Here is a 20,326-nt window from a genome sequence, read left to right on the forward strand (position 1 = left end):
ATCACTTGGGTATGCATACAAGGGTATGAAACTAATACAAAACCAAAAACACCCCGTCAGTCCGGGGTGTTTCGATAACGATTAATCGCTTAGAACACGTACTCGGCTTCAATACCCCAGTTACGTCCTGGTTGCGTACGACGATCAAGTCCTTGGACATCGGCTTCTTTGCCAGACAGGTCAGAGTATTCCCAGTACTTCTTGTCGAATGCGTTGAACAGACCCGCACGAACAGTCAGATCGCTCATTGGTCGGTAATAAGCCGTAATATCTGTGACAGCGTAACCTGATGCTTTCACGTTATCGACACCGTTTGCGTTACTCCAGTCTGAATCAGACTTACCCGCTACCGCTTTAACCGCAACTTTACCACCGTAAGTACCTTGTGGCTCGGCATAACCCAGCGCGATTTGAGCAGTCAGAGGTGCAATAGAGTCAATCGCTTCACCATTTTGCTTATCTTCGCCTTTCGCGTAAGCCACACTCATGTCGGTGTACATGCCTGCAGGTGCGCCAACCAACACATCCAGCGCGAATTGCGTTTTCAACTCTGCACCGTATATTTCTGCATCACTAATGTTCTCTTTCGTCCACACTTCTTTACCTGCGCCATTGTCTTCTGCTGTTTTGCGAGACTCGATAAAGTTGGTGTAATCGTTGTAGAACACGGACACATCAATACGACCGAAATCGTAGTTGAAACGCATACCGGTTTCGTAACCGATGCTTTCTTCCGGTTTCAGGTTCGGGTTTGCTTCAAAAACAGCCCCATATGCCGCGTCGGTTTCGTAGAAGTAGTATAAGTCTTGCAGTGTTGGTGACTTGAATCCTTGGCTAACGTTCGCGTAGCTGCTTACCGCATCTGTCCAATGGTATACTGCACCCAACTTGGCCGTGACGGCGTCACTTTTGGAGGTGTCGTGATCTGCTGAATTCTTTGGCTTCGCTTTGAAACTGTCGTAACGCAGACCTGCGTTAACAACCAGTTGCTCGTCCATAAAGAAGGCTTGGTCTTGAATGTAAACGCCCCACTTCACTGATTCAGCGTTTGGCACTTCACCCGTTTTATCAACAGAGGTGCCTGCTTTAGACCCTTCTAAGTAAATATCACGGTAGTCCAGTTCAAACTCATTAGTGATGTAGTTAACGCCATAGCTGATTTCGTGGTAGCTATTTTCCAGCTCAAACGCTTTATCGAACTGCGCATCAAATTGATTGCTTCTGTCCACACCGTTACGCATACGGTTACGGTAGCCGTTAGACGGTGTTTCATCGAACGTGCTGTGCTTGGTTTCACTTTCAAGCGCAGTCAATTGCCACTTCAGGTGGTCAAACGCGATATTGTTTGCCTGCCAGTTGTGTTCAAAAGAGATACGCTTGCGGCTGTCTTCGTCCTGCGCACTGTTACGTGTGTAGGTGAAGCCCGGCATCATTTCATAGCCTTCGTTCGACAGGATTTGACCGTCCGCTTCACGGTTGAAAATCTCGCCCGTTACACCGATACGGTGGTCCTCATTGATTTGATAGAAGGCTTTTGCCAGCAGGTTGTCAGAGTTGATGTCGAAAGGATCTGCTTGGCCACGGTCACGGCCTTCGATGTCTGCACCGCTGCCATGAGTTGCTGTTTCGTGACCATCACGATGCGTGAAAATCAACAACGTTTCTAGGTCGCCAGTGCGGTTTGCCAACGTTGCTGTCGCTTTATAGCTTTCGTCTGCGCTGTAGTAACCGGTTTTCACTGCTGCGTAAGTATCATCACCCTCTGCTTCGAGCAGATCTTCTGGGTTCTTAGTACGGATGATCACGGCACCTGCCAGTGCATCACTGCCGTAAAGGCTCGATGAAGGACCTTTGTTGATTTCAACGCGGTGCAGCGTGTCAGTTTCTACCGTGTTGTTGTATTTGCGCATAACGTCTGCGCCTGGGTCGTACGACGAAGGCTGCTCAACACCATCTACGACGGTTTTTACATAGTTTTCGCTCAGACCACGAATATTGAAGCCTGAATTGCCGAAACGGCCAGTACCTGGCATAGAAACGCCCGGCTTATAAGCAACAGCTTGAGACAGGTCTTGGGCCAAGTTCTCTTCCATTGCTTTGTCATCAACCACGTCTACGGATACCGAAACGTCATTGATGTTTTGTTCAGTACGGGTTGCAGATACAACCACTTCGTCAAAGGTATACACTTCCTGTGCATTGGCACTTCCGGCGCACAGAAGTCCCACCAATAGCGCCAGCTTGTTTTTCTTAATTGTCATGTGTATTACTCGTAAAAAAGGCAAAAGAAAGCCTTTCGCACTGGTATCAGCACGAAAAATTAGTGTTTTTTTATGGATTGGGATTAGGCTCTGCGGCCGCAGAGCCTTATAGAATTAGAAGGCGATTATTTCGCGTTCTCTTCTTTCATCTGCTTCACGTGGCCTTCGTCCAAGTGCATGACAGATAGCATGTCTTCACCAGACACATTGAACGCTTGGCCGAAGCCTTTCACGTAGCGACCTTCTACTGGATTCAAACGGTAAAGGTTGAAGTCGCCCAGTGAACTTAGGTTTTCGATCATCTCGCCCAGACGCGCTTGCATCACTTCAATCGCTGCAATCCACTGTTCAGAATCGCGCTCGATGTGCTCTGCATTGGTGTCAAACGACAAACGACGACGCGCGAAGATTGAACGTGCTTCGCTTTCGTCTTCAATCATCATGATTGAAACCGCTTTGCTGTTCTTCAGGTTCTGGCCGTGAGTTGCCAGATCAGAAACCAGGATGTAGTAACCCATTTCAGAGAACGCGAATGGAGCGTAGCTGGTGTGTGGTTTCCCTTCCTTGTCTACGGTGCCAAGTTGCAGCGTATTGCGTGAGTCGCGGAATTCCTGAATTTCAGGGCCCAGACGGTTTTGTAGACGTTCTGCCTTGTCGATCATTTTGCCAACTCCTGCTTCATGGCATTAAACAGTTCAATTTGTTCTGGGAACAGTTGACGCTTTTTGTCACGACCCAGATAAATCTTGAATACACAGTGACCTGTGCTGTCGTAGAAACCGATATAGTGGCTTTCGGTTCCACGGAATGGTTTGCTGACGAATACGATGTCAGAAACCAGATCCAAGCGAAGGTGACCATGCAGTTGGCCTTCACGACCCATCAGGTTGTAGTAACCATGCAGCACTTTACCTTTAGGGAAGTTCGCTTTGAATTCGAATACTGAACCACCAGAATGAACGATGGTGGTGACTTTGCCCCAAGTAGGCATTGCCTCAAGAATGCTTTGCGCCAGAGAGCCTTCCGCGCGCGCCACCATGGTAGATGGCAGAGCCAGTGTGATTTCGCCTTCCGTCAGTTTCATAGCGTCAGCCATGCTTGATACTGGCGTGTGTTCGTCCTGTGCTAGGAACTCGGCTACGCGTTGTTTGGTTTCTTCCGACACGATGATTGCTTGTTGCATCCTAGTGTTACTCCTAAACAGCGGCTTAAGCCGCTTTATGTTTCATTGTTTGAGACTGTAGAACTTCAATCAGATTCTGCGCCAAAGTGACTGCCCAGAACTGACCTGCTAATGTGAGTTTCAGATAACCACGCCCTGACGCACTCTTTTCAAGATAGACCAGACCGTTTTTCTCCCACGCTTCAAACAGTGGGGTTAATGCGTCAAATGTTCCTTCTCCTGCCACGCGATCCAGCTTGAACTGCGCCATCACGCCCGCGTCAAAACCAGACTTAATCTCGGCAGCAATAGCGCGATTAGAAGGTGCCATCGTCATCATAGTGACAGGGTAACGATTTTCGTTGATGGCGGCGATGTAGGTGTCCATATCGCGTGTTTGCATCATTTGGCAGCCGTTAACATTGCCACCTGCACCGGCTCCCAAAGGCATGATTTCTGCCGTGGTCTTCGCCAGTGAGTTGTAAATACTGCGCTCGCGGTTATCCGATGCCCAATGGTTTACGCTCAAGCGCTTGAGGTGGTGTTTCGCCATGAAATCCACACCCATTTCGAACATGCTTGCTTTCATTTGCGTATCGGCCGGATGTGGCAGTTTGCCCTGCTCAACCATCTTCGCCATTGGCAGGCCTTGCATTTCGATTAGCTGATACAGATCGACACCGTGTGCGCCAGTATCAAGGAAGTCGTTCAAATCTTGCTGCCAGATATCCAAGGTTTGGTATGGCAATCCGTAAAGCAGATCCAGCACAATGGGAGCCGCGTTATACGCCACCATATTTTGGATGCTTTCAATCACGACCTCACGATCATCAAGGCGTTTTGCACTGCGGCGAACTTGGGTATTGAAGCTTTGAACGCCAAATGAGAAACGGTTTACGCCACCTTCCAGTGCTGCTTCAAACTTGTCCGTGCCAAATTTGTTTATGCGACCTTCCAGCGTGATTTCACAATCTGGCGTAAGTGGGAACAGACGACGGATTTCTGAAACGATCGTACGGATTTGTTCACCGCTGATGTCTGTCGGCGTACCGCCACCAATGTAAACCGCTTGGAAAGGTGCTGCCTGCGCCCAAGGTTGAGCCGCTTTCCAATGAATCTCTCTGCGCAAAGCATCCACATAGTTATCCATCAATGCGGTACTAGACGCGTATTGGAAGAAGTTGCAATACGTACAACGCACACGACAAAACGGAATATGAATATAAAGGCATCGTGGTGCGAAAGTGTTACTTGGCGCAGTAGCGTGAGCCAATGCAAGCGAAGACTGGATCTCTTCCCCTTTCACAGCATGCATCATGCCGCCAGCATGGGCACTTTTCTTACGCTGAAATGCAAAACGAAGCGGGTCTGGCGTGTTCTGACCAACCAGATCAACGTTGCTTAAATCAAAATTCATTGCCTGAAACGACCTTATACAGACAACAGCGCCACTCAACGGGCTGTTTTCAAGTGTTTTCAATCATATTCATATTAAACGATAATGCAACTGATAATTGATCTCATTTTTATTTCATGCATAATGAGTCCAGTTTTATAAGATTTACTACTCAGGAGAGAGTGTGAACGCTCGACGGTACGTTGTTTGTGGTGTCGTTTCTGTCGCACTGCATAGTCTTGCACTATCAGCCCAACAGTCCCCCCCACCTCAGTTTGCGTTGAATGACACGCAACCGGGTAACCGTGTTGCTATACAGCTTGTTGCCGCCGCTCCGCCAAAACCTGAGCCCGTGCCTGAGCCTGTTCAAACAGAACCCGAGGTAGAGAAAAAGCCACCGGTTGAAGAGCCGCCGAAGGTTGAAAAGCCTGTCGTTGAGCCAAAACCTGCGCCCTTAAAACCTAAGCCAGAAACTAAGCCCGAAACTAAGAAGGTTGTTCCTAAACCCGTGAAGGAACTTGTTGAACAACCAAAGAAAAAAGATCCGACGCCTACCCCGCCAAAACCGAAGAAAGAGGTGAAGAAGCAGGAAGTCGTTGAAAAGAAACCTGAACCAAAAGAAGAGCCGAAAGAGAAACAGCCTGAAGAAAAGAAACAGGACGTGACCTCAGACGTGCAAATGAATCAGGCAAAGGATAACGCGCCGGTATTGGTAGACAGACCGACATTTAAAGTCCGTCCTTCTCAACCTAAATATCCAAGAATCGCTAAACGCAAAGGAATGCAAGGCACGGTACTGATTGAGGTTTGGCTAGATGAAAAAGGCGTTCAAACCAAACAAGCGATTGTTCAGTCATCTGGCTTCGATGTGTTAGACGAAGCTGCTATGTCAGCTGTGAAAAAGTGGCGTTTCAATGGCCACGAAGAAAATGGTGTGCCATTGGCTCACCGAGTGAAGATTCCTGTACGTTTTAATTTGGATTAATCATGGATTTACAATTTTTCTCATCCATCCACGCGCAACTTGGCATCATGACTTGGCCACTGTCGATCCTCTCTGCTTTGATGCTAATGCTGATTTTTGAGCGCGTTGTTTTCGTTATCCTAAACACAAAGACTCACAGCAAAAGCCTACAGCGCGAGATTTACAGCCTCTCGTTGACCAACGACGAGCAACTAGAAGCGCATGTAGAGAAGCATCAAAAAGACAAAAGCACCCTTTCGCAAGGTTTGTGTATGCTGATTAGCCACCGTCAGTTCACTAAATCTCTTCGTGAAGAAGCGGTGAGCATCTGGCTGCAAAAGAAACGCCGTCAGTTCACTGCAGGCCTAAAACTGCTGAATATTATTGGTGTACTTAGCCCATTGATCGGCCTGTTGGGTACGGTAATGGGTCTGATTGAAATGTTTAAAGGCTTGTCTGCAACACAAGGTGGCATTTCACCCGCAGAGTTGGCAGACGGTCTTGGCCTTGCAATGGCAACGACGGCTGCGGGTCTTCTGATTGCTCTGCCTGCTATTGCAGCGTCACAAGTATTCAGCTTATGGGCGGATCGCACACTGGCGAAAATTGAATATGTCCTCAATCACTTCAATCTGCATCTGGCCGGCGTGTCTTTCGACGAGAGCGGTAACTGCTGCCCTAAAGATTGCCCGCCTGCGTGTGCAAACAGCACAAAAAAGCCGACAGCGATGGATGATGCCGCATGATACGTTCTCGCCCGGAAAGCGACAATGACAGCTTTACGCCGGATTTGACTCCCCTGCTCGACATTATTTTCATCGTGATGGTGTTTTTGCTTCTTACTGCAAATATTCAGATAAAAACAATGGAAGTGGCAATACCGCAAACCACGGACAGTGCGGTACTCGATTCCCCTGACCAAGAGGTCATTGCAATTAATGTACTCAAAGGTTCGCCGTCTTGGGCCCTTCAAGGCGAGCCAGTCGATTCTTGGGAGATGTTTACGGCAACGCTATTGGAAATGATTAACGCTAACCCTGGAAAACCGGTTGTTATCGCTGCAGATAAGCAAGCGAACGTTGAAAGCATGCTGAAAGTGTTGGCCTTTATGCAAAACAACAACATCAACGCAACCAACATCGTAATGGAAGAAGAATAATGATGAATACACCAATTAAAGCCGCAGCTTTGGCTCTTGCCGCGTTACTGAGCCCTCTTTCTCAGGCTGACGAAACGCGCATTATCAGTGCTGGCTCTACGGTCACGGAATTGCTTTTCGAACTTGGCGCTGATAAAGACGTTGTCGCAATCGATTTGACCAGTCGCCACTACTTAGGTGACCGAGACATTCCCGTATTGGGATACCACCGCCAATTGGCAACAGAAGGTCTGCTGGCGTTGAGTCCGACTCACCTGCTTGGCTCGCCAGACATGGGCCCGGATACCACATTAAAGTTGCTTAAGTCTGCGGGTGTTGAAGTTAAAGCTCTTCCTGTTGGCAACACGTTAGAGGACTTCAAACAACGCGTCGATGCTGTTGCTAAAATCACTCACACCGAGGAAAAAGGCGAGGAAATCAAACAAAACGTTACCAACCAGATCAACGCATTAAGCGCCGCCCAACCTGCTGACAAGCCGAGTGTCATGTTTATGATGCTATCTGATGGCCGTCCTTTAACCGTCGCGGGTGCCGAAACAACAGTAAATACCGTGATCGAGTTGGCTGGCGGTGTTAACCCTGCTGCAAAAGAAACCAGCAGCTACAAGCCCCTATCTACAGAATCAATCGTAGAAATGCAGCCTGAGTACATCCTGATTTCAGAACGAACGCTGGAGCAAATCGGTGGAATCGACGCGGTGATTAAACAGCAACCGCTTCTTGCCGCCACCCCTGCGGTACAAAACGGCAATATCATCACAATTTCTGGCTATTCAATCCTTGGTGGATTTGGATTGGCAAGCTTAGATTTGGCGACTGAGCTCAACGAACGCTTTAACGCGAAATAGTAACTGGAATTCTAATGAACGATATTTTGACTCGTCGTGTACCCGCTCGCTGGTTAATGGTTTTCTCGACGATCTTGCTGTATATCGCGGTAGTGAGTTCCATTACCTTGGGGCCGATGAATATCGGCTTCTTTGACAGCCTGAAAGCCCTTCTTCCCCTTGATTCTGAGCTACCAAAGTATGTATCAGTGATCATTCAACAAGTGCGTTTACCACGCACCCTGCTTGCTATTGCTGTGGGTGGTATTTTGGCGATGTGTGGCACGGTTATGCAGGGGTTGTTCCGAAACCCGCTGGCGGATCCGGGCATCATCGGTGTGTCTGCGGGTGCCTCTTTGGGCGCGGCGATTGCCATCGTCCTTTTCGGTGGTGTTCTGGGTAATACTTTGTTCCTCGTGCTTGGAACGGTTCCTGTTTTCGCATTTCTAGGTGGCGCGTTGGCGACATTTGCGATCTACTACATGGGAACCAGCAGTAACGGTACGTCTGTGACCATCATGCTGCTTGCCGGTGTTGCACTGGGCGCGATCGCTGGCGCAGGCATGGGGCTCCTTAACTTTTTTGCCGATGACCAAGCCCTTCGCGATCTGTCGCTTTGGACAATGGGTTCTTTAGCTGGAGCATCGTGGGATTCCATCTTTCTGGCGTATGCTTCCTTGTTTGCGTTGGCGTTCCTGTTCCAGAAAAACGCAAAACCACTTAATGCCCTGCTTTTGGGTGAAGCAGAAGCCCGTCATTTGGGCATTGATGTTCAAAAGCTCAAACGCAATCTGATTTTGCTCACCGCCGCGGGTGTAGGCATTACTGTTGCCTTGTCAGGCATGATTGGCTTTATCGGTCTTGTTGTTCCTCACATCGGCCGTATGCTGACAGGCCCCGATCACCGCACGCTGATCCCTGTCTCTTTGCTGCTTGGCGGCCTAGTGCTGTTGGTGTCAGATATGGTTGCGCGTATCGTCGTAGCGCCGTTGGAAATTCCAGTCGGTATCATCACCGCCGCGATTGGTGCGCCTTTCTTCCTTGCTCTGCTCCTAAAACAACGAGGTCGTTTAGCATAATGAGTGTTGAAATTAAAAATGCCTCACTGACGTTAGGCGATAAAGTGCTTTTGGAAAACTTCAGTGCACATTTCAAAACGGGTGAATTGACGATCATCCTTGGCCCAAACGGTACAGGTAAGAGTAGCCTTCTTAAGCTCATCAGCCGTGAGTGGAAATGTAATGGTCAACTGAGTTTCTATGGCAAGCCCTCAGAACAATGGAAGCCAGCCGAGCTCGCGCAATCTGTCGGTATTCTTCCTCAATACAGTAGCCTCACCTTTGCCTTTACCGTACGCGAAGTGGTTGAGCTTGGTGGTTTGGCATTAAGTGCGTCTCAATCCGACGTCTCAGACATCGCGACGCGACAAATGCAAACCACCGATGTGCTCCATCTTGCTAACCGCTTATATCCAAGCCTGTCAGGTGGTGAAAAGCAGCGCGTTCATTTGGCACGCGTTTTAACGCAACTGTCTAAATCGCCGAGAGAAACAGTACTCATGCTGGATGAGCCAACCTCAGCGTTGGATATTGGCCACCAACATAAGACGTTACAACTGGCAAAAGAATTGGCGAAAAAAGGATCAGCTGTGATCGCCGTGATCCATGATCTAAATCTCGCCGCTCAGTATGCTGACCACATAATTATGCTGAATAAGGGCCACATTGTCGCTGAAGGTTCTCCGCAAACAGTGATTACGCCGAGAAATATCGAAGACGTCTACGGTTGGCCTGTTCAGGTAATCCCGCATCCAGAGAACGACTACCCTGTCATTCTTGCTTAGTGCTGCTATCGCAAACGTGGAATATGACGAAGCCCTCTCGATGAGGGCTTGTTTCTCTCTGTTGCTACGTGTTGACTGGATGACAGCATTCCGCCGATAACTTATAGTTTTAAGAGAAATCACTCTAAAAATACGCAAGGATCGACAAATGATTCGCACAGGAATTGTTGGCTTTGGCTTTTCAGCTCAAACTTTCCACCTTCCCTTTCTTTCTGTTCTTCCAGACTTTGCCCCCGTCGCTGTCGTCTCTTCAAAACGCGAATTGGTTGCAGAGCATTTACCGACGGCAAGTTACTACGCAACGATTGAGGAAATGCTGAGCGAGGCTGAGCTCGACCTTGTTGTTATTACCTCTCCTAACCACACACATTACGACTACGCGCGTCAGGCGCTTGAAGCAGATTGCCATGTGTTGCTCGAAAAACCATTTGTGGTGAAAAGCGGCCAAGGTTTAGATCTGCTCAGGTTGGCAAATGCGCGTGGAAAAATCCTCTGTCCATATCAAAATCGTCGTTGGGACGGTGACTTCCTAACGGTTAAATCGTTAATTGAATCCGGTGAACTCGGCAATGTGCGTGTGTTTGAATCGAATTTCGATAGATTTCGCCCTGAAGTGAGAAACCGATGGCGTGAGCAGCCTGGCGATGGCTCAGGCATTCTTTATGACTTAGGCTCCCACCTTGTTGATCAGGCTTTGTATCTATTTGGCCAACCTCAAGCTCTGACAGCACGCTGTAGGTCCATGCGCCCTCAATCACAAGCCGTCGATTATTTTCACATGACGCTTCACTACAGCGATAAAGAAGTGATTCTGAATTCCAGCCCATACCGTTCAGGGACGACATCACGATTCGTTGTTCAAGGCGACAAAGCCACCTTCTCTTGCCAGGGTTTGGACATTCAGGAACAACAATTACGTGACGGTGTCACTGTGACATATCATCAGTTTGGTCGCCAACAGCATGTGGGCAAGCTAGAGATAGGTGACAACGTCACTGAAAGAGAAGTTGAATTGGAATTCGGTTGCTACAGTGAACTGTTCGCACAGTTGGCCAGAGCCATTTTAAATGGCGAAACGTCCCCTGTAGATACCTACGACGCAGTCAAAGTCATCTACGCACTTGAACTGGCCCAACACTCCTCTGCAGCAGGTAAAACAGAGCGTTGGGAGTTCTAACGCTCTCAGTCTCTCCGCCATTAGACGCCATTAGACGCCATTAGACGCCATGTTATTACTACTGATAAGGTATTAACTGGCGTCTTATTAGCTCGCTATTACTACCCCCATTCGCCTCCTTGCATAACGTCTTATATTAACGCAGAGAGATATAGTTATAGTGCATAAGCATTACTATCACAGGCTCTAGTCCCTCCCCCAAACGTGAAAAGCCCGCATAACTGCGGGCTCTTATATCAGCAATACTTAGTTTAGATCATGCTTTTCGCAACGACGTACACAAGCATGCCTGCTAGCAACCAGAATACAGACAGGTTGAATTTACGAAGAACCGCAAAGCCGACAATCACAGCTACAACGTCAGCGATGCCATAGACCGCTGATACCCATACAGGTTGGTAGAATGCAGCCACAAGCAGACCAACAACTGCTGCGTTAATCAGAACCACTGATCCCGCGAATTTACGGTGATTCATTACTGCCTGCCACACCGGAAGTGCCGCAAACAAAAGCAGAGCACCCGGCAAGAAGATGGCAATAGTCGCCACGATACTACCAATGACAGGATGAATGCCGTCCATAGAAGCACCGATGTAACTCGCAATCGTAAACATTGGGCCTGGAACAAGCTGGGCAGCAGCATAGCCTTCTACCAGTGCATCACCAGATACAGCGTCGCCAATTAGAGGCTGAAGTAAAGGAAGAACGACGTGGCCGCCACCAAATACAAAGCTACCCGCTTGGTAAAAATGATTAAACATATTCACCAATGGCGCACTACTTAGTGCCGGAATAACAAGCAGAGCAACGAACACACCGAACAAGACAAACGTCTGAGTCCAACCCATCGCTTTAGGCGTTTCCTTGCCAGCTTCTGGTTTACGAATGAAGAACCAGCCAAGTGCGCCCGCAATAACAATTGGCAATAGCTGAGCGACAAGACCCGTTTGCCATAAAATCCAACCAGCAGACGCAATACACACGATAAATGTGACAGCGTCACTGATGAATTTCTTCGCCATCGTCCAGATAGCATCCGCTACCACGACCACTGCCAAAAGCTTAGCCGCTGCAATAAGAAGACCCAGCCACGTTGAATCACCTAATTGGGCACTGTATACCGCCGCTGCAGTCAACAACGCAAAAGAGGGAAAGGTGAACCCAACAAATGCTGCAATGGCACCCAGATAACCTGCACGGTGATAGCCTATAAACATCCCCAACTGGCTACTCGCAGGACCTGGCAAGAACTGACAAAGGCTAAGAGCCGTTGAGAACTTCTCTTCCTCTATCCACTTACGTCTATCAACAAACTCACGCTGAAAATAGCCAATATGAGCAACGGGCCCACCAAAACTCATACAGCCTAAAACTAGAAATCGAAAAAATACGTCAAACATTCGAAATGAACCTCCATTAATGCCGTCAATTTTATCGAAGCGTTCGCATCAATAGAAACAATTCGTATTAATCCCCTCAATTAATCAAATCGATGTGGCAAGTCTTACTTTCCGTTTATCAGCCTCCGTTTTGATCTAAATGACAGGAAAGATCCCCGAGATCTGTAGCTTTCTTTCATTTGTAAGTGAGTGATTACTAACTTTGGCTTTTGTTGTTTCCATGTGTGCACAATTTAATATATAGATTTATATTACAATGACTTATATACAACCTTTCATTCTGTTTAATTTTCAATTCTGTATGAAAGTCTCCTACAAATCAGATCTTCAAGCGAAAATCCGTATGGCCAAACCGAATAACAGCCTTTTGCTCAATGATTAAAGCGATCGTCCCAAAACCTGAGAGCATGTTTTCTGTTTCCAAGTACTTTTATCGCCTACTCTCTTCTGTCAAAGACATCTCACATCAACATCTCTTATGTTTTAACCGTTATCTTTACTCTGATCGCCTTACATGCTTTAACGCATTTCATCGTGCCAACGTTGTGTGGGTTTATTTTTGCCACCTCGAGAAAACGAATGATTAGTGCCAAAGGAGAAATTGATATGTGACAGCGTAACATGCGGAATAATCGAAAGATGTGGTAACCTATCCTCCTCTTGATAAACGGAAAATCCGCAATGTTAGATAACCTGCAGCAGATGGTGGTATTGGCAACCGTCGCACACGAACAACACTTCACACGTGCAGCGGAGTACCTAGGAATTTCGAAATCTCAAGTAAGTAAGCAGATTCGCTATTTAGAGGAACGTCTTGGCATTCAATTGGTGCAACGTAATACACGTTCGGTTGCTTTGACTGAAGCGGGAAAACAATACGCTGCGTTTGGACGACAAATTGTTGAAACAATGCAAGATGCCGAAGCCATGGTTGCGGGTTTTAGGAATGAAGTGTCTGGCCGTTTAAAGATTGGCGTTGCGCAGTCGTTTGGAAATGCCCAAATCACTCGCCTGCTTTCTTCATTTCAAAGTCAGTATCCGAACATCGATCTTGAAGTTCACCTCTTTGATCACCGCCCGAATTTGGTCGAAGACGGTTATGATTGTTGGCTGGCAATCCATGAGCACCCACCCGAAGGCATGGTGGCGAAAAAACTCGCAGATTGTAAATTCAAGCTGGTGGCTTCGCAGTCTTACTTGGCAACGCATGGCATGCCAACTCATCCGTCAGATTTGCGTGACCATAATTGCATCACCTACCAAAGCTTACAACGCACTTATGACCAATGGCCTTTTCAACGCGATGGCAGTGAACAGTCAGTAACAGTGCGAGGTACCTATCGCATTAACAATGCGCCTGCCGTTCTTGAAGCTGCAAAGTCTGGCTTAGGTATCGCTTATATTGCAACGTACCTGCTGGATCATGAAATTGAACAAGGTCACCTGCAAGTGGTGATGAAGGATTGGAAGCCAACAATGGAACTGCCCGTTTATGCGGTGTATCCACGCCGTGAGTTTCTGGCACCAAAAGTCAGACATTTTGTAGACTTTCTCGCTGAACACATCAATGCAACTCACGGCTTTGATGCTATCAAATAAAAAAAGCGTGACAATGTCACGCTTTTTTTTGATCTTCTAAATCGCTGTTAGATATCTATTTTTTTATCTATAGGCATGGCATACATCGCTCTAACAATGTTTGCTACGTCAGTCGGTAACGACGACAATTTGCTATCAAAGTCAGCACGATCTGCATCTGTGATTGACTCATGCTCTTTACCTGCTGCGATATAGTTCGACGGGAATAGACAGTAGTTTTGATAAATCTGGCGATCTATTTCCGCCGCCAACGCATCCGGTGAATCAAACTCGTTACCAATCACATCACCAAACGCAACGTGAATTCTACGTTTTTGCCCAACGATACCTTGCACTATGCTTTCGATATCTTCGAATTCACCTTTCTCGTACGCACCCTCTTTTTCTTTGCGGTATAGCTCATTCGCTTTTGCCGCATCACAAGGATCATTTTCGTAAGAGATAGAAACAGGAACAATTTTCAGTGACGCTGCATACTCAGCAAATTCGACTTTCTGCTTACGTCCTTCCATAAAGAACATTTTCAAGATAGCGGGATCGGTTTTATCGTGACCGTCCTTCGCTCGACCTTCTTTTTGCGCTATCCAAATAGAATGATTTTCATCAAGTGACGTTTTGATATATGCCGACAACTGCCCCAACGCTTTCATCATCTCGCGTGGGCCTTTCGCAGAGCGTTTAACAATGAAGCTTTTGTTCAACTTCATTAGCTCAGTTGCACATGGCTTCTTCAGCAGGTTATCGCCGATCGCGATACGCACCGTCTCAAACCCATTCTGATGCAAACACCAGTTCACCATAGCCGGATCCATCGCGATGTCTCTGTGATTCGAAACAAAGAGATAGCCTACTTTCGGGTCCAGTTTCTCCAAGCCACTGGTAGTGAAACCTTCCGAGGTATTCTTAATCATCGATTGCATGTAACTTGCAACATTCATTTGCACGTCACGAACCGTTTTGATTTTTCCCCATTTGCTGCGCAGGTATTGCTTCAACAACGGTTTCATTATCCAGGCTGCTGCACCAGAGAGTGCTGGGAAGCGGTACTTCAAAATAGCGGTAATAAACTCTTCGTCATTGACCAAACGCTCAAGTGCTGCTGGCACTTCATCGTCGTTATAAGGGCGAATATCTAGGAAAGGATCATTGGTGTGTGGCACGAGATTCTACTTGCTCCGTTAAAAAACTGCGCCATTTTACGCAGATAAAAGATTTCGAACATTGTTTTTGACGAGTTTGACCAGAGGTTGGAGGTCTAACCTCATTCTCTCGCAACGTAACCTTAACAATTACAGGTATTCTCCCATATCCCTCTCTCGAATGCTTGATCTAGGCATCAAAACAGCCGACTATGTCCGCCTTGCAACATGAGAAAATCAAAATGCTACAAGCTATCGAATACAAAACTATTTCCGCAGACAAGATGGTCATCGGCGCACGCAAAAAACAAAGCCATTCGACATTCCTTTTTGTCCATCAAGGCGGTGCACTCATACGTTTAGGTAAACTAGAAATTCCTGTGGTTGCCGGTCAGGGATATTGGTTGCCATTGAATTGCTTAAATGCACTAACCATTCTCAAAGGTTCTCTGGTTTCGACGCTAGATTTTTCAGTTCGTTCAACCATTTCTCTACCCAGTGCAGCGGGCTTTGTCGACGATATCGCGTTTATCTCTGAGTTGATTGCTCAATTGCGAACAAAAAAACATTCTAAGCAAAATGATTGGCAAGGTAGCTACGGTCGTCTGTTGCGCTGTGCTCGTGATTTTTTCAGTGAGACGCAACCAAATGATCGCTATGGTGCTGATGTAAAAGCAGTAATTAAAGGTTTAGAAAAACTCGCAGAAGGGACGGATTTGTCACCACAATACGCTTCATTATTTCAAATGGCGTTTGGTATCGACAACAACGATTTGCACACTCAGCTTGTGGTGCGTGATTGGGTTCGTCAAAGAAAATCAGGACAAAGCAATGCGAAAATCGCAGCAGCAGCGTCTCTTAAAGAAACAGACATTGCTGCGCAATTAGAAGAAGTGGCGGGTTTTATTTAAACGGGATCTGCATTTGAAGCATGAAGTCAGCATCGGTATCTTCATGCCAACGGACATCGAAACGATATCGCGTTTCGCTGTCCGTTGACGTCGCACCAAAACTCAAATTAAGGCCGTGAGTTTTTAACCACTCTGACGTCGAAACCTCTCCAAACGAGAGGTTTTTATATTCTTCAGGCTGCCAAACACCAAACCCATAAAATGTGTTGCCCGCAGAGGTGGTCAAGATTTGCGGAATATCAAATCCGTATTTCCAGCCATCCCAAATAGAGACCTCGTTTTCAGTATTAATATTCCAGTCAATGACGGAGACATTCTGCGGCGCAATCACTGCTATCACGTCAGACGTACTCTTCTCCACCATTCCTGATTCGTTATTTCTCATAACGTTACTACCGACAACATAGGCCGCGTTAGCGTGTGACAGGGTCATAAAAAGACAGACTGAACAGCCCGTCCACAACGATTTTTTCATCACAGTACAACAAACTCTGAGATATTATTTTTGTTGTTATAAAGCACTGCCAATTTAACAGTGCGGTATTTTTATTTTGGTTAAGCGTTAAAATCGCTGTCTTGCAGAAGGTCGACAAGCGAAGCAGTCGTTAGTCCTTCTATGGACTCGCCCTTCTCTAAGCTTTCGCGTATTTGTGTACTGCGTACAGGGACAGTCTCTGGACAGGCAAGCACAGCCCATTTAGAAAGAATCTCTTCCGCTTTGTAGAACTTGGAAAACTTCAGAAAATTATCCGGACCAATGACAAACGTGAGTTCCGCGTTTGGATATGTCTCTTGGAGATGATTCAGCAAGGCCCACGTTGTCACTGAATTGCCAGCATCTAAGGCTTGCTCATCCGTGCACAGCTCAACATTGGTACAAGACACATCATTGATAAACATACTGACCCAATGACAGCGTTTATCAAAGTCAGCCATTTGCTTACCCCATGCATGCGCAAAGCTTGGCACGAGAAATACTTTGTCGAAATGTGAAAGTCGCTCAATCACACTAAGGTGCCCTAACGTAGGTGGGTTAAAGGCACTGCCAAATATGGCAATTTTTTGTGGTAAATCCGGTTTACTCATGGCATTTATTTCATCGACTTTCAAAGCAAAAAACTGTGTAGAACCAATAAGGTTGCTAGAAGGCTATATTGATACAGGACATGGCACTTATTCAATGTATTTCGCAATAAATAAAGACTATTTGATGAAGAAATACACCGATTTTACCCCATGAAAACAACGTGATCTTTATGTTGGAAGCAACGTATCACCAAAGACCTTGCTTCGCCTGCGCCAGGACTGGCGACAGAATCATCTAAGTTCCGCGTTATCGCGCAATAGTCCATGATTTTGTCTTTCAGTTAATGCAAAATACATGAACGAAATATAAAAGAAACCGAGGAACCCTGCGAAATGGAACACGTTATCCGCGAAGAAATGCGCGTCCTACCCACCATCGACCCTGCATTTGAAGCACAACGTCGCATTGACTTTATCAAGCAGCGTCTAATCGCATCTCGTACTAAATCTCTTGTGTTAGGTATTAGTGGCGGCGTTGACTCTTCAACGTGTGGCCGTTTGGCGCAAGTTGCTGTTGACCAACTTAACGCTGAAACTGGCTCCAATGACTACCAGTTCATTGCTGTACGTCTGCCTTATGGCGTGCAACAAGATGAAGACGAAGCGCAACTCGCTCTGAGCTTCATTCAACCAACACACTCAGTTAGCGTGAACATTAAAGATGGCGTTGACGGACTTCATGCTTCTACATTAACCGCTCTGGAAGGCACTGGCCTGATTCCTCAAGACGACGCAAAAGTCGACTTTGTTAAAGGTAATGTAAAAGCGCGTGCACGTATGGTGGCACAATATGAAATCGCGGGTATGGTTGGCGGCCTTGTTCTAGGTACTGACCACTCTGCAGAAAACATCACGGGTTTCTACACCAAATTTGGTGATGGCGCATGTGACCTTGCACCGCTGTTTGGACTCAACAAACGTCAGGTTAGACAGGTTGCCGCGTATTTAGGCGCGCCAGAAACGCTGGTTGTGAAAACACCTACAGCCGATCTTGAAGAACTCGCGCCGCAAAAAGCCGATGAAGATGCACTGCAACTCACTTACGAAGAAATCGACGATTTTCTCGAAGGAAAAGATGTTCCGGATTACGTCACTGAAAGACTGATTGGCATCTACAAAGCAACTCAGCATAAGCGTCAGCCAATTCCTACAATTTACGACGAAGAGTAAATTTGCGGACAAGGTAAGAAAGCACCGAAAGGTGCTTTTTTCTTATCTATTTTCGGCCGAGCTTATCACCGACTTCGATCATCATATCTAGCTCCCACCAGATCATCTCACAAAGTCCTCGACGATATGCAGCACTTCGAAACGCTGAATGCTCTGATTGATAGAGTTTGAATTTTTCGGGGTTAAACAGACGACTGGCCTTTACATTAGCCAGCCTATCACATGCTTTAACGATCAGTGCTAACCTAGCTGCGTCTTCATGCTCATCGAGTTGCTTGAAGCGCTCATGTAACTGCTTTTTACGTGTTGCCCGATCAACACCAAGCGGGTCAGTAAGGTAGCTCACCGCTAACGTAATGACTTCGCCAAAATCTAACAGCAGTTCATCAACACTTGTGGTCGTGTCTTCAAGAATATCGTGCAGTTGTGCAACGATCATTGCATTGAGACCGAAAGATTGCGTCAGACGTTCAACATCATCCAAATGAACATGGTACGGAAACTCTCCATACCGCTGACCTTCATGGCGCACCCTTGCTATCGTCCTTGCAAGCAACAAGCGATCGTTCAAAAAACACCCCTAATTTAGCTATGGTTGTGTGAATAGCCCTTACTTTGGTCGGGCTTTAATTTTTGCTATAGCTTAACGTTAGGAAAAAAAAAGAAAACGGCCAAATAATGGCCGTTTCAAAATTAATCGTTTTTTTGTGACGCTTCACGCTCACGGATTTCATTGGCCACCAACATAATGGCCTCTCCGCTACTCATACCTTGAGCCATAAGCGCGTGAATTCTTTCTGCAGCCTCTTGCTGTTCGGCATGGCTGAGTGACGGCATACTGTGCATATGCACCCTCTGACTAAATAGATATAAGGCGCGTATTCTACTTATGTGTCAAAGCGATGTCATCTTAGAATGTCACTGCCAACTGCAAAGAACCACCATAACTGTTGCTATCAATCAATTGCGCGGCCAAATCCAGATGAACCGTATTGAAAGGCGATAATCCCAGACCCAGTGTTAACGTACCATCAAGCGTATCTTCAAGATCTTTCATATAACCAGCCCTAGCCTGCGCCCAACCCCATGCGTTGAACTCAGTACCAAAACGGATCATTTGTGTGTTGTCTTTAATCTCAGGACCCGCCGCTTGAGCAAAACGCGTTTGTTCATTTAGGTCGATATCAAGGGCCATGGTGAAGAGTTCGGTGACATAAGCCCCCCCTACTGTCAGTAGCGGTTTCAACTCATAAGTGTATTGTCGCGCCCAACGTGTTGTCGTTGTAATCTCGTTAGAAATGAGATTTTTAGCTGCGAAACCGAGCCGCATTGGTCCGTTTTGCCACGCGGCACCAATGTCCATATTAAATCCGCTTTCTTCAGTACGATTACTGTCGGCGTCCCAATCATCGACATTGAAGTCTTCAACAGTCACTTGGTAATGGTAGGTATAAAGCTTTTGCGTTTTTGGCGTAACACCTATCGCAAGGCGTTGACCCATAAACTCTACATTCCCAGCCAAGGCTAAGCCGACATCCACGAGGCCAAAGGCAAGCACTCTCGCTTCTGAAACCAAGGTGGGTGCCGTGGTGGTTGACGTTTCGATGGCCGTGATATCTGAACTTGCTATCTCAGGAAGCACTACAGCTTCTGTATATGCCTTAACAAAGAAGTTTCCAGAGACAGAATTGGTAGGAATCGCAATCGCCCCGCCAATACCGCCACTTAAATAAGCAACTTTATTTTGAAGGTTAGATAATGCGTTGGCTGCATCGGTGCGATTGGCATCACTCGTTGGATCAGCTTGAAACCGATCATATACAGCCCCAAAATCGTCTAACGCGTCCACCATATCATCGGGATCGCGATATTGAACACCTAGCGTCGGAAAGAGAACACCAAAGCTTGAAGTTGGCTCGAGCGCAACAAGTGCAGGATTATGAAAACCGGCAGCGAGGTAGTCAGATGCGACTGTGCCGGCACCACCCATCGCGTCGATTCTCGCATCAACACTGTAATTGGCTGCAAATGAAGCAAATGGAGCTAAAGATACTGCTAATGCCACTAATTTTTTATTCATAATAAGAATTCCATCTCGACTTTCTAGGCCTAGTCTCGTCGGTTCCTAAACTTCTTAAATAGAAGTAAGGCCAACTTACCCTATTCAGGGTAGCCGAGCGGAATTCTCAATTAGAAATCATGTGACCAGTTTGTGATACTTTTCAAACTATA

21 protein-coding genes are annotated in these 20,326 nt (G+C 46.8%); 10 read left to right on the forward strand and 11 right to left on the reverse strand.

What is annotated here, in order from left to right:
- Positions 1-89 precede the first annotated feature (89 nt).
- From LRP49_RS00660 to hutW, 4 genes are all read right to left on the reverse strand, one after another.
- The gene (locus LRP49_RS00660; protein ID WP_274139491.1) at positions 90-2,261 is read right to left on the reverse strand and encodes a TonB-dependent hemoglobin/transferrin/lactoferrin family receptor; all 2,172 of its coding nucleotides are present in this window, start codon (positions 2,259-2,261) and stop codon (positions 90-92) included.
- Between the two features lie 125 nt (positions 2,262-2,386).
- Positions 2,387-2,923 carry a heme utilization protein HutZ gene (gene hutZ / locus LRP49_RS00665; protein WP_274139492.1) on the reverse strand — a complete coding sequence of 179 codons (537 nt, stop codon included), beginning with the start codon at positions 2,921-2,923 and terminating at the stop codon, positions 2,387-2,389.
- Positions 2,920-3,444 (reverse strand): heme utilization cystosolic carrier protein HutX, encoded by a 525-nt coding sequence (gene hutX / locus LRP49_RS00670; protein WP_274139494.1) that lies wholly within the window; start codon positions 3,442-3,444, stop codon positions 2,920-2,922. The genes hutZ and hutX overlap by 4 nt, the downstream gene beginning before the upstream one ends.
- Before the next feature lie 25 nt (positions 3,445-3,469).
- On the reverse strand, positions 3,470-4,840 hold the full coding sequence (gene hutW / locus LRP49_RS00675) for a heme anaerobic degradation radical SAM methyltransferase ChuW/HutW (RefSeq protein WP_274139496.1): 1,371 nt from the start codon (positions 4,838-4,840) through the stop codon (positions 3,470-3,472).
- Between the two features lie 163 nt (positions 4,841-5,003).
- On the opposite strand from hutW, the gene LRP49_RS00680 reads away from it, so the two are divergent.
- The 7 genes from LRP49_RS00680 (at position 5,004) to LRP49_RS00710 (ending at position 10,789) form a co-directional block, all read left to right on the forward strand.
- Positions 5,004-5,804, forward strand: a complete 801-nt coding sequence (locus tag LRP49_RS00680) for an energy transducer TonB (protein WP_274139498.1) — start codon at positions 5,004-5,006, stop codon at positions 5,802-5,804.
- Entirely contained in the window at positions 5,804-6,529 is a 726-nt protein-coding gene (locus LRP49_RS00685) for a MotA/TolQ/ExbB proton channel family protein (protein WP_274140080.1), read from the forward strand. Before LRP49_RS00680 ends, LRP49_RS00685 begins: the two co-directional genes overlap by 1 nt.
- On the forward strand, positions 6,526-6,942 hold the full coding sequence (locus tag LRP49_RS00690) for an ExbD/TolR family protein (RefSeq protein WP_274139499.1): 417 nt from the start codon (positions 6,526-6,528) through the stop codon (positions 6,940-6,942). The genes LRP49_RS00685 and LRP49_RS00690 overlap by 4 nt, the downstream gene beginning before the upstream one ends.
- Positions 6,942-7,790 carry a heme/hemin ABC transporter substrate-binding protein gene (locus LRP49_RS00695; RefSeq protein ID WP_274139500.1) on the forward strand — a complete coding sequence of 283 codons (849 nt, stop codon included), beginning with the start codon at positions 6,942-6,944 and terminating at the stop codon, positions 7,788-7,790. Before LRP49_RS00690 ends, LRP49_RS00695 begins: the two co-directional genes overlap by 1 nt.
- Positions 7,791-7,804: 14 nt before the next feature.
- Positions 7,805-8,848, forward strand: a complete 1,044-nt coding sequence (locus LRP49_RS00700; RefSeq protein ID WP_274139501.1) for a FecCD family ABC transporter permease — start codon at positions 7,805-7,807, stop codon at positions 8,846-8,848.
- Positions 8,848-9,612, forward strand: coding sequence for a heme ABC transporter ATP-binding protein (locus LRP49_RS00705; protein ID WP_274139503.1), 765 nt, complete (start codon positions 8,848-8,850; stop codon positions 9,610-9,612). The genes LRP49_RS00700 and LRP49_RS00705 overlap by 1 nt, the downstream gene beginning before the upstream one ends.
- A gap of 148 nt (positions 9,613-9,760) precedes the next feature.
- Positions 9,761-10,789: a Gfo/Idh/MocA family oxidoreductase gene (locus LRP49_RS00710; protein ID WP_274139504.1), complete on the forward strand. Its 1,029-nt coding sequence runs from the start codon at positions 9,761-9,763 to the stop codon at positions 10,787-10,789.
- A 251-nt stretch (positions 10,790-11,040) separates the two neighbouring features.
- Here LRP49_RS00710 and chrA read toward each other — a convergent pair whose 3' ends face one another.
- Positions 11,041-12,189, reverse strand: a complete 1,149-nt coding sequence (chrA, locus tag LRP49_RS00715) for a chromate efflux transporter (RefSeq protein WP_274139505.1) — start codon at positions 12,187-12,189, stop codon at positions 11,041-11,043.
- 681 nt (positions 12,190-12,870) lie between these two features.
- Here chrA and LRP49_RS00720 point away from each other — a divergent pair.
- Entirely contained in the window at positions 12,871-13,788 is a 918-nt protein-coding gene (locus tag LRP49_RS00720) for a LysR family transcriptional regulator (protein ID WP_274139506.1), read from the forward strand.
- 47 nt (positions 13,789-13,835) lie between these two features.
- On the opposite strand, the gene LRP49_RS00725 is transcribed toward LRP49_RS00720, so the two are convergent.
- On the reverse strand, positions 13,836-14,948 hold the full coding sequence (locus tag LRP49_RS00725) for a 1-acyl-sn-glycerol-3-phosphate acyltransferase (RefSeq protein WP_274139507.1): 1,113 nt from the start codon (positions 14,946-14,948) through the stop codon (positions 13,836-13,838).
- A gap of 191 nt (positions 14,949-15,139) precedes the next feature.
- Between LRP49_RS00725 and LRP49_RS00730 the strand changes: the two genes are divergently transcribed.
- Complete coding sequence (locus LRP49_RS00730; protein ID WP_274139508.1) at positions 15,140-15,838, forward strand: hypothetical protein; 699 nt, start codon at positions 15,140-15,142, stop codon at positions 15,836-15,838.
- On the opposite strand, the gene LRP49_RS00735 is transcribed toward LRP49_RS00730, so the two are convergent.
- On the reverse strand, positions 15,831-16,223 hold the full coding sequence (locus LRP49_RS00735; RefSeq protein WP_274139509.1) for a hypothetical protein: 393 nt from the start codon (positions 16,221-16,223) through the stop codon (positions 15,831-15,833). The two genes, LRP49_RS00730 and LRP49_RS00735, sit on opposite strands and share 8 nt — an antisense overlap.
- A 170-nt stretch (positions 16,224-16,393) precedes the next feature.
- Complete coding sequence (locus tag LRP49_RS00740; RefSeq protein WP_274139510.1) at positions 16,394-16,924, reverse strand: nicotinate-nicotinamide nucleotide adenylyltransferase; 531 nt, start codon at positions 16,922-16,924, stop codon at positions 16,394-16,396.
- 333 nt (positions 16,925-17,257) lie between these two features.
- On the opposite strand from LRP49_RS00740, the gene nadE reads away from it, so the two are divergent.
- Positions 17,258-18,094: an ammonia-dependent NAD(+) synthetase gene (gene nadE, locus LRP49_RS00745; RefSeq protein ID WP_274139511.1), complete on the forward strand. Its 837-nt coding sequence runs from the start codon at positions 17,258-17,260 to the stop codon at positions 18,092-18,094.
- A 46-nt stretch (positions 18,095-18,140) separates the two neighbouring features.
- Here nadE and LRP49_RS00750 read toward each other — a convergent pair whose 3' ends face one another.
- The 3 genes from LRP49_RS00750 to LRP49_RS00760 form a co-directional block, all read right to left on the reverse strand.
- Positions 18,141-18,665, reverse strand: coding sequence for a phosphohydrolase (locus LRP49_RS00750; RefSeq protein WP_274139512.1), 525 nt, complete (start codon positions 18,663-18,665; stop codon positions 18,141-18,143).
- A 122-nt stretch (positions 18,666-18,787) separates the two neighbouring features.
- Complete coding sequence (locus LRP49_RS00755; RefSeq protein WP_420791513.1) at positions 18,788-18,931, reverse strand: YoaH family protein; 144 nt, start codon at positions 18,929-18,931, stop codon at positions 18,788-18,790.
- 73 nt (positions 18,932-19,004) lie between these two features.
- Complete coding sequence (locus tag LRP49_RS00760; RefSeq protein WP_274139514.1) at positions 19,005-20,174, reverse strand: conjugal transfer protein TraF; 1,170 nt, start codon at positions 20,172-20,174, stop codon at positions 19,005-19,007.
- Between the last annotated feature and the right edge of the window lie 152 nt (positions 20,175-20,326).

Source organism: Enterovibrio qingdaonensis (assembly GCF_028683135.1).
GTDB lineage: Bacteria > Pseudomonadota > Gammaproteobacteria > Enterobacterales > Vibrionaceae > Enterovibrio > Enterovibrio qingdaonensis.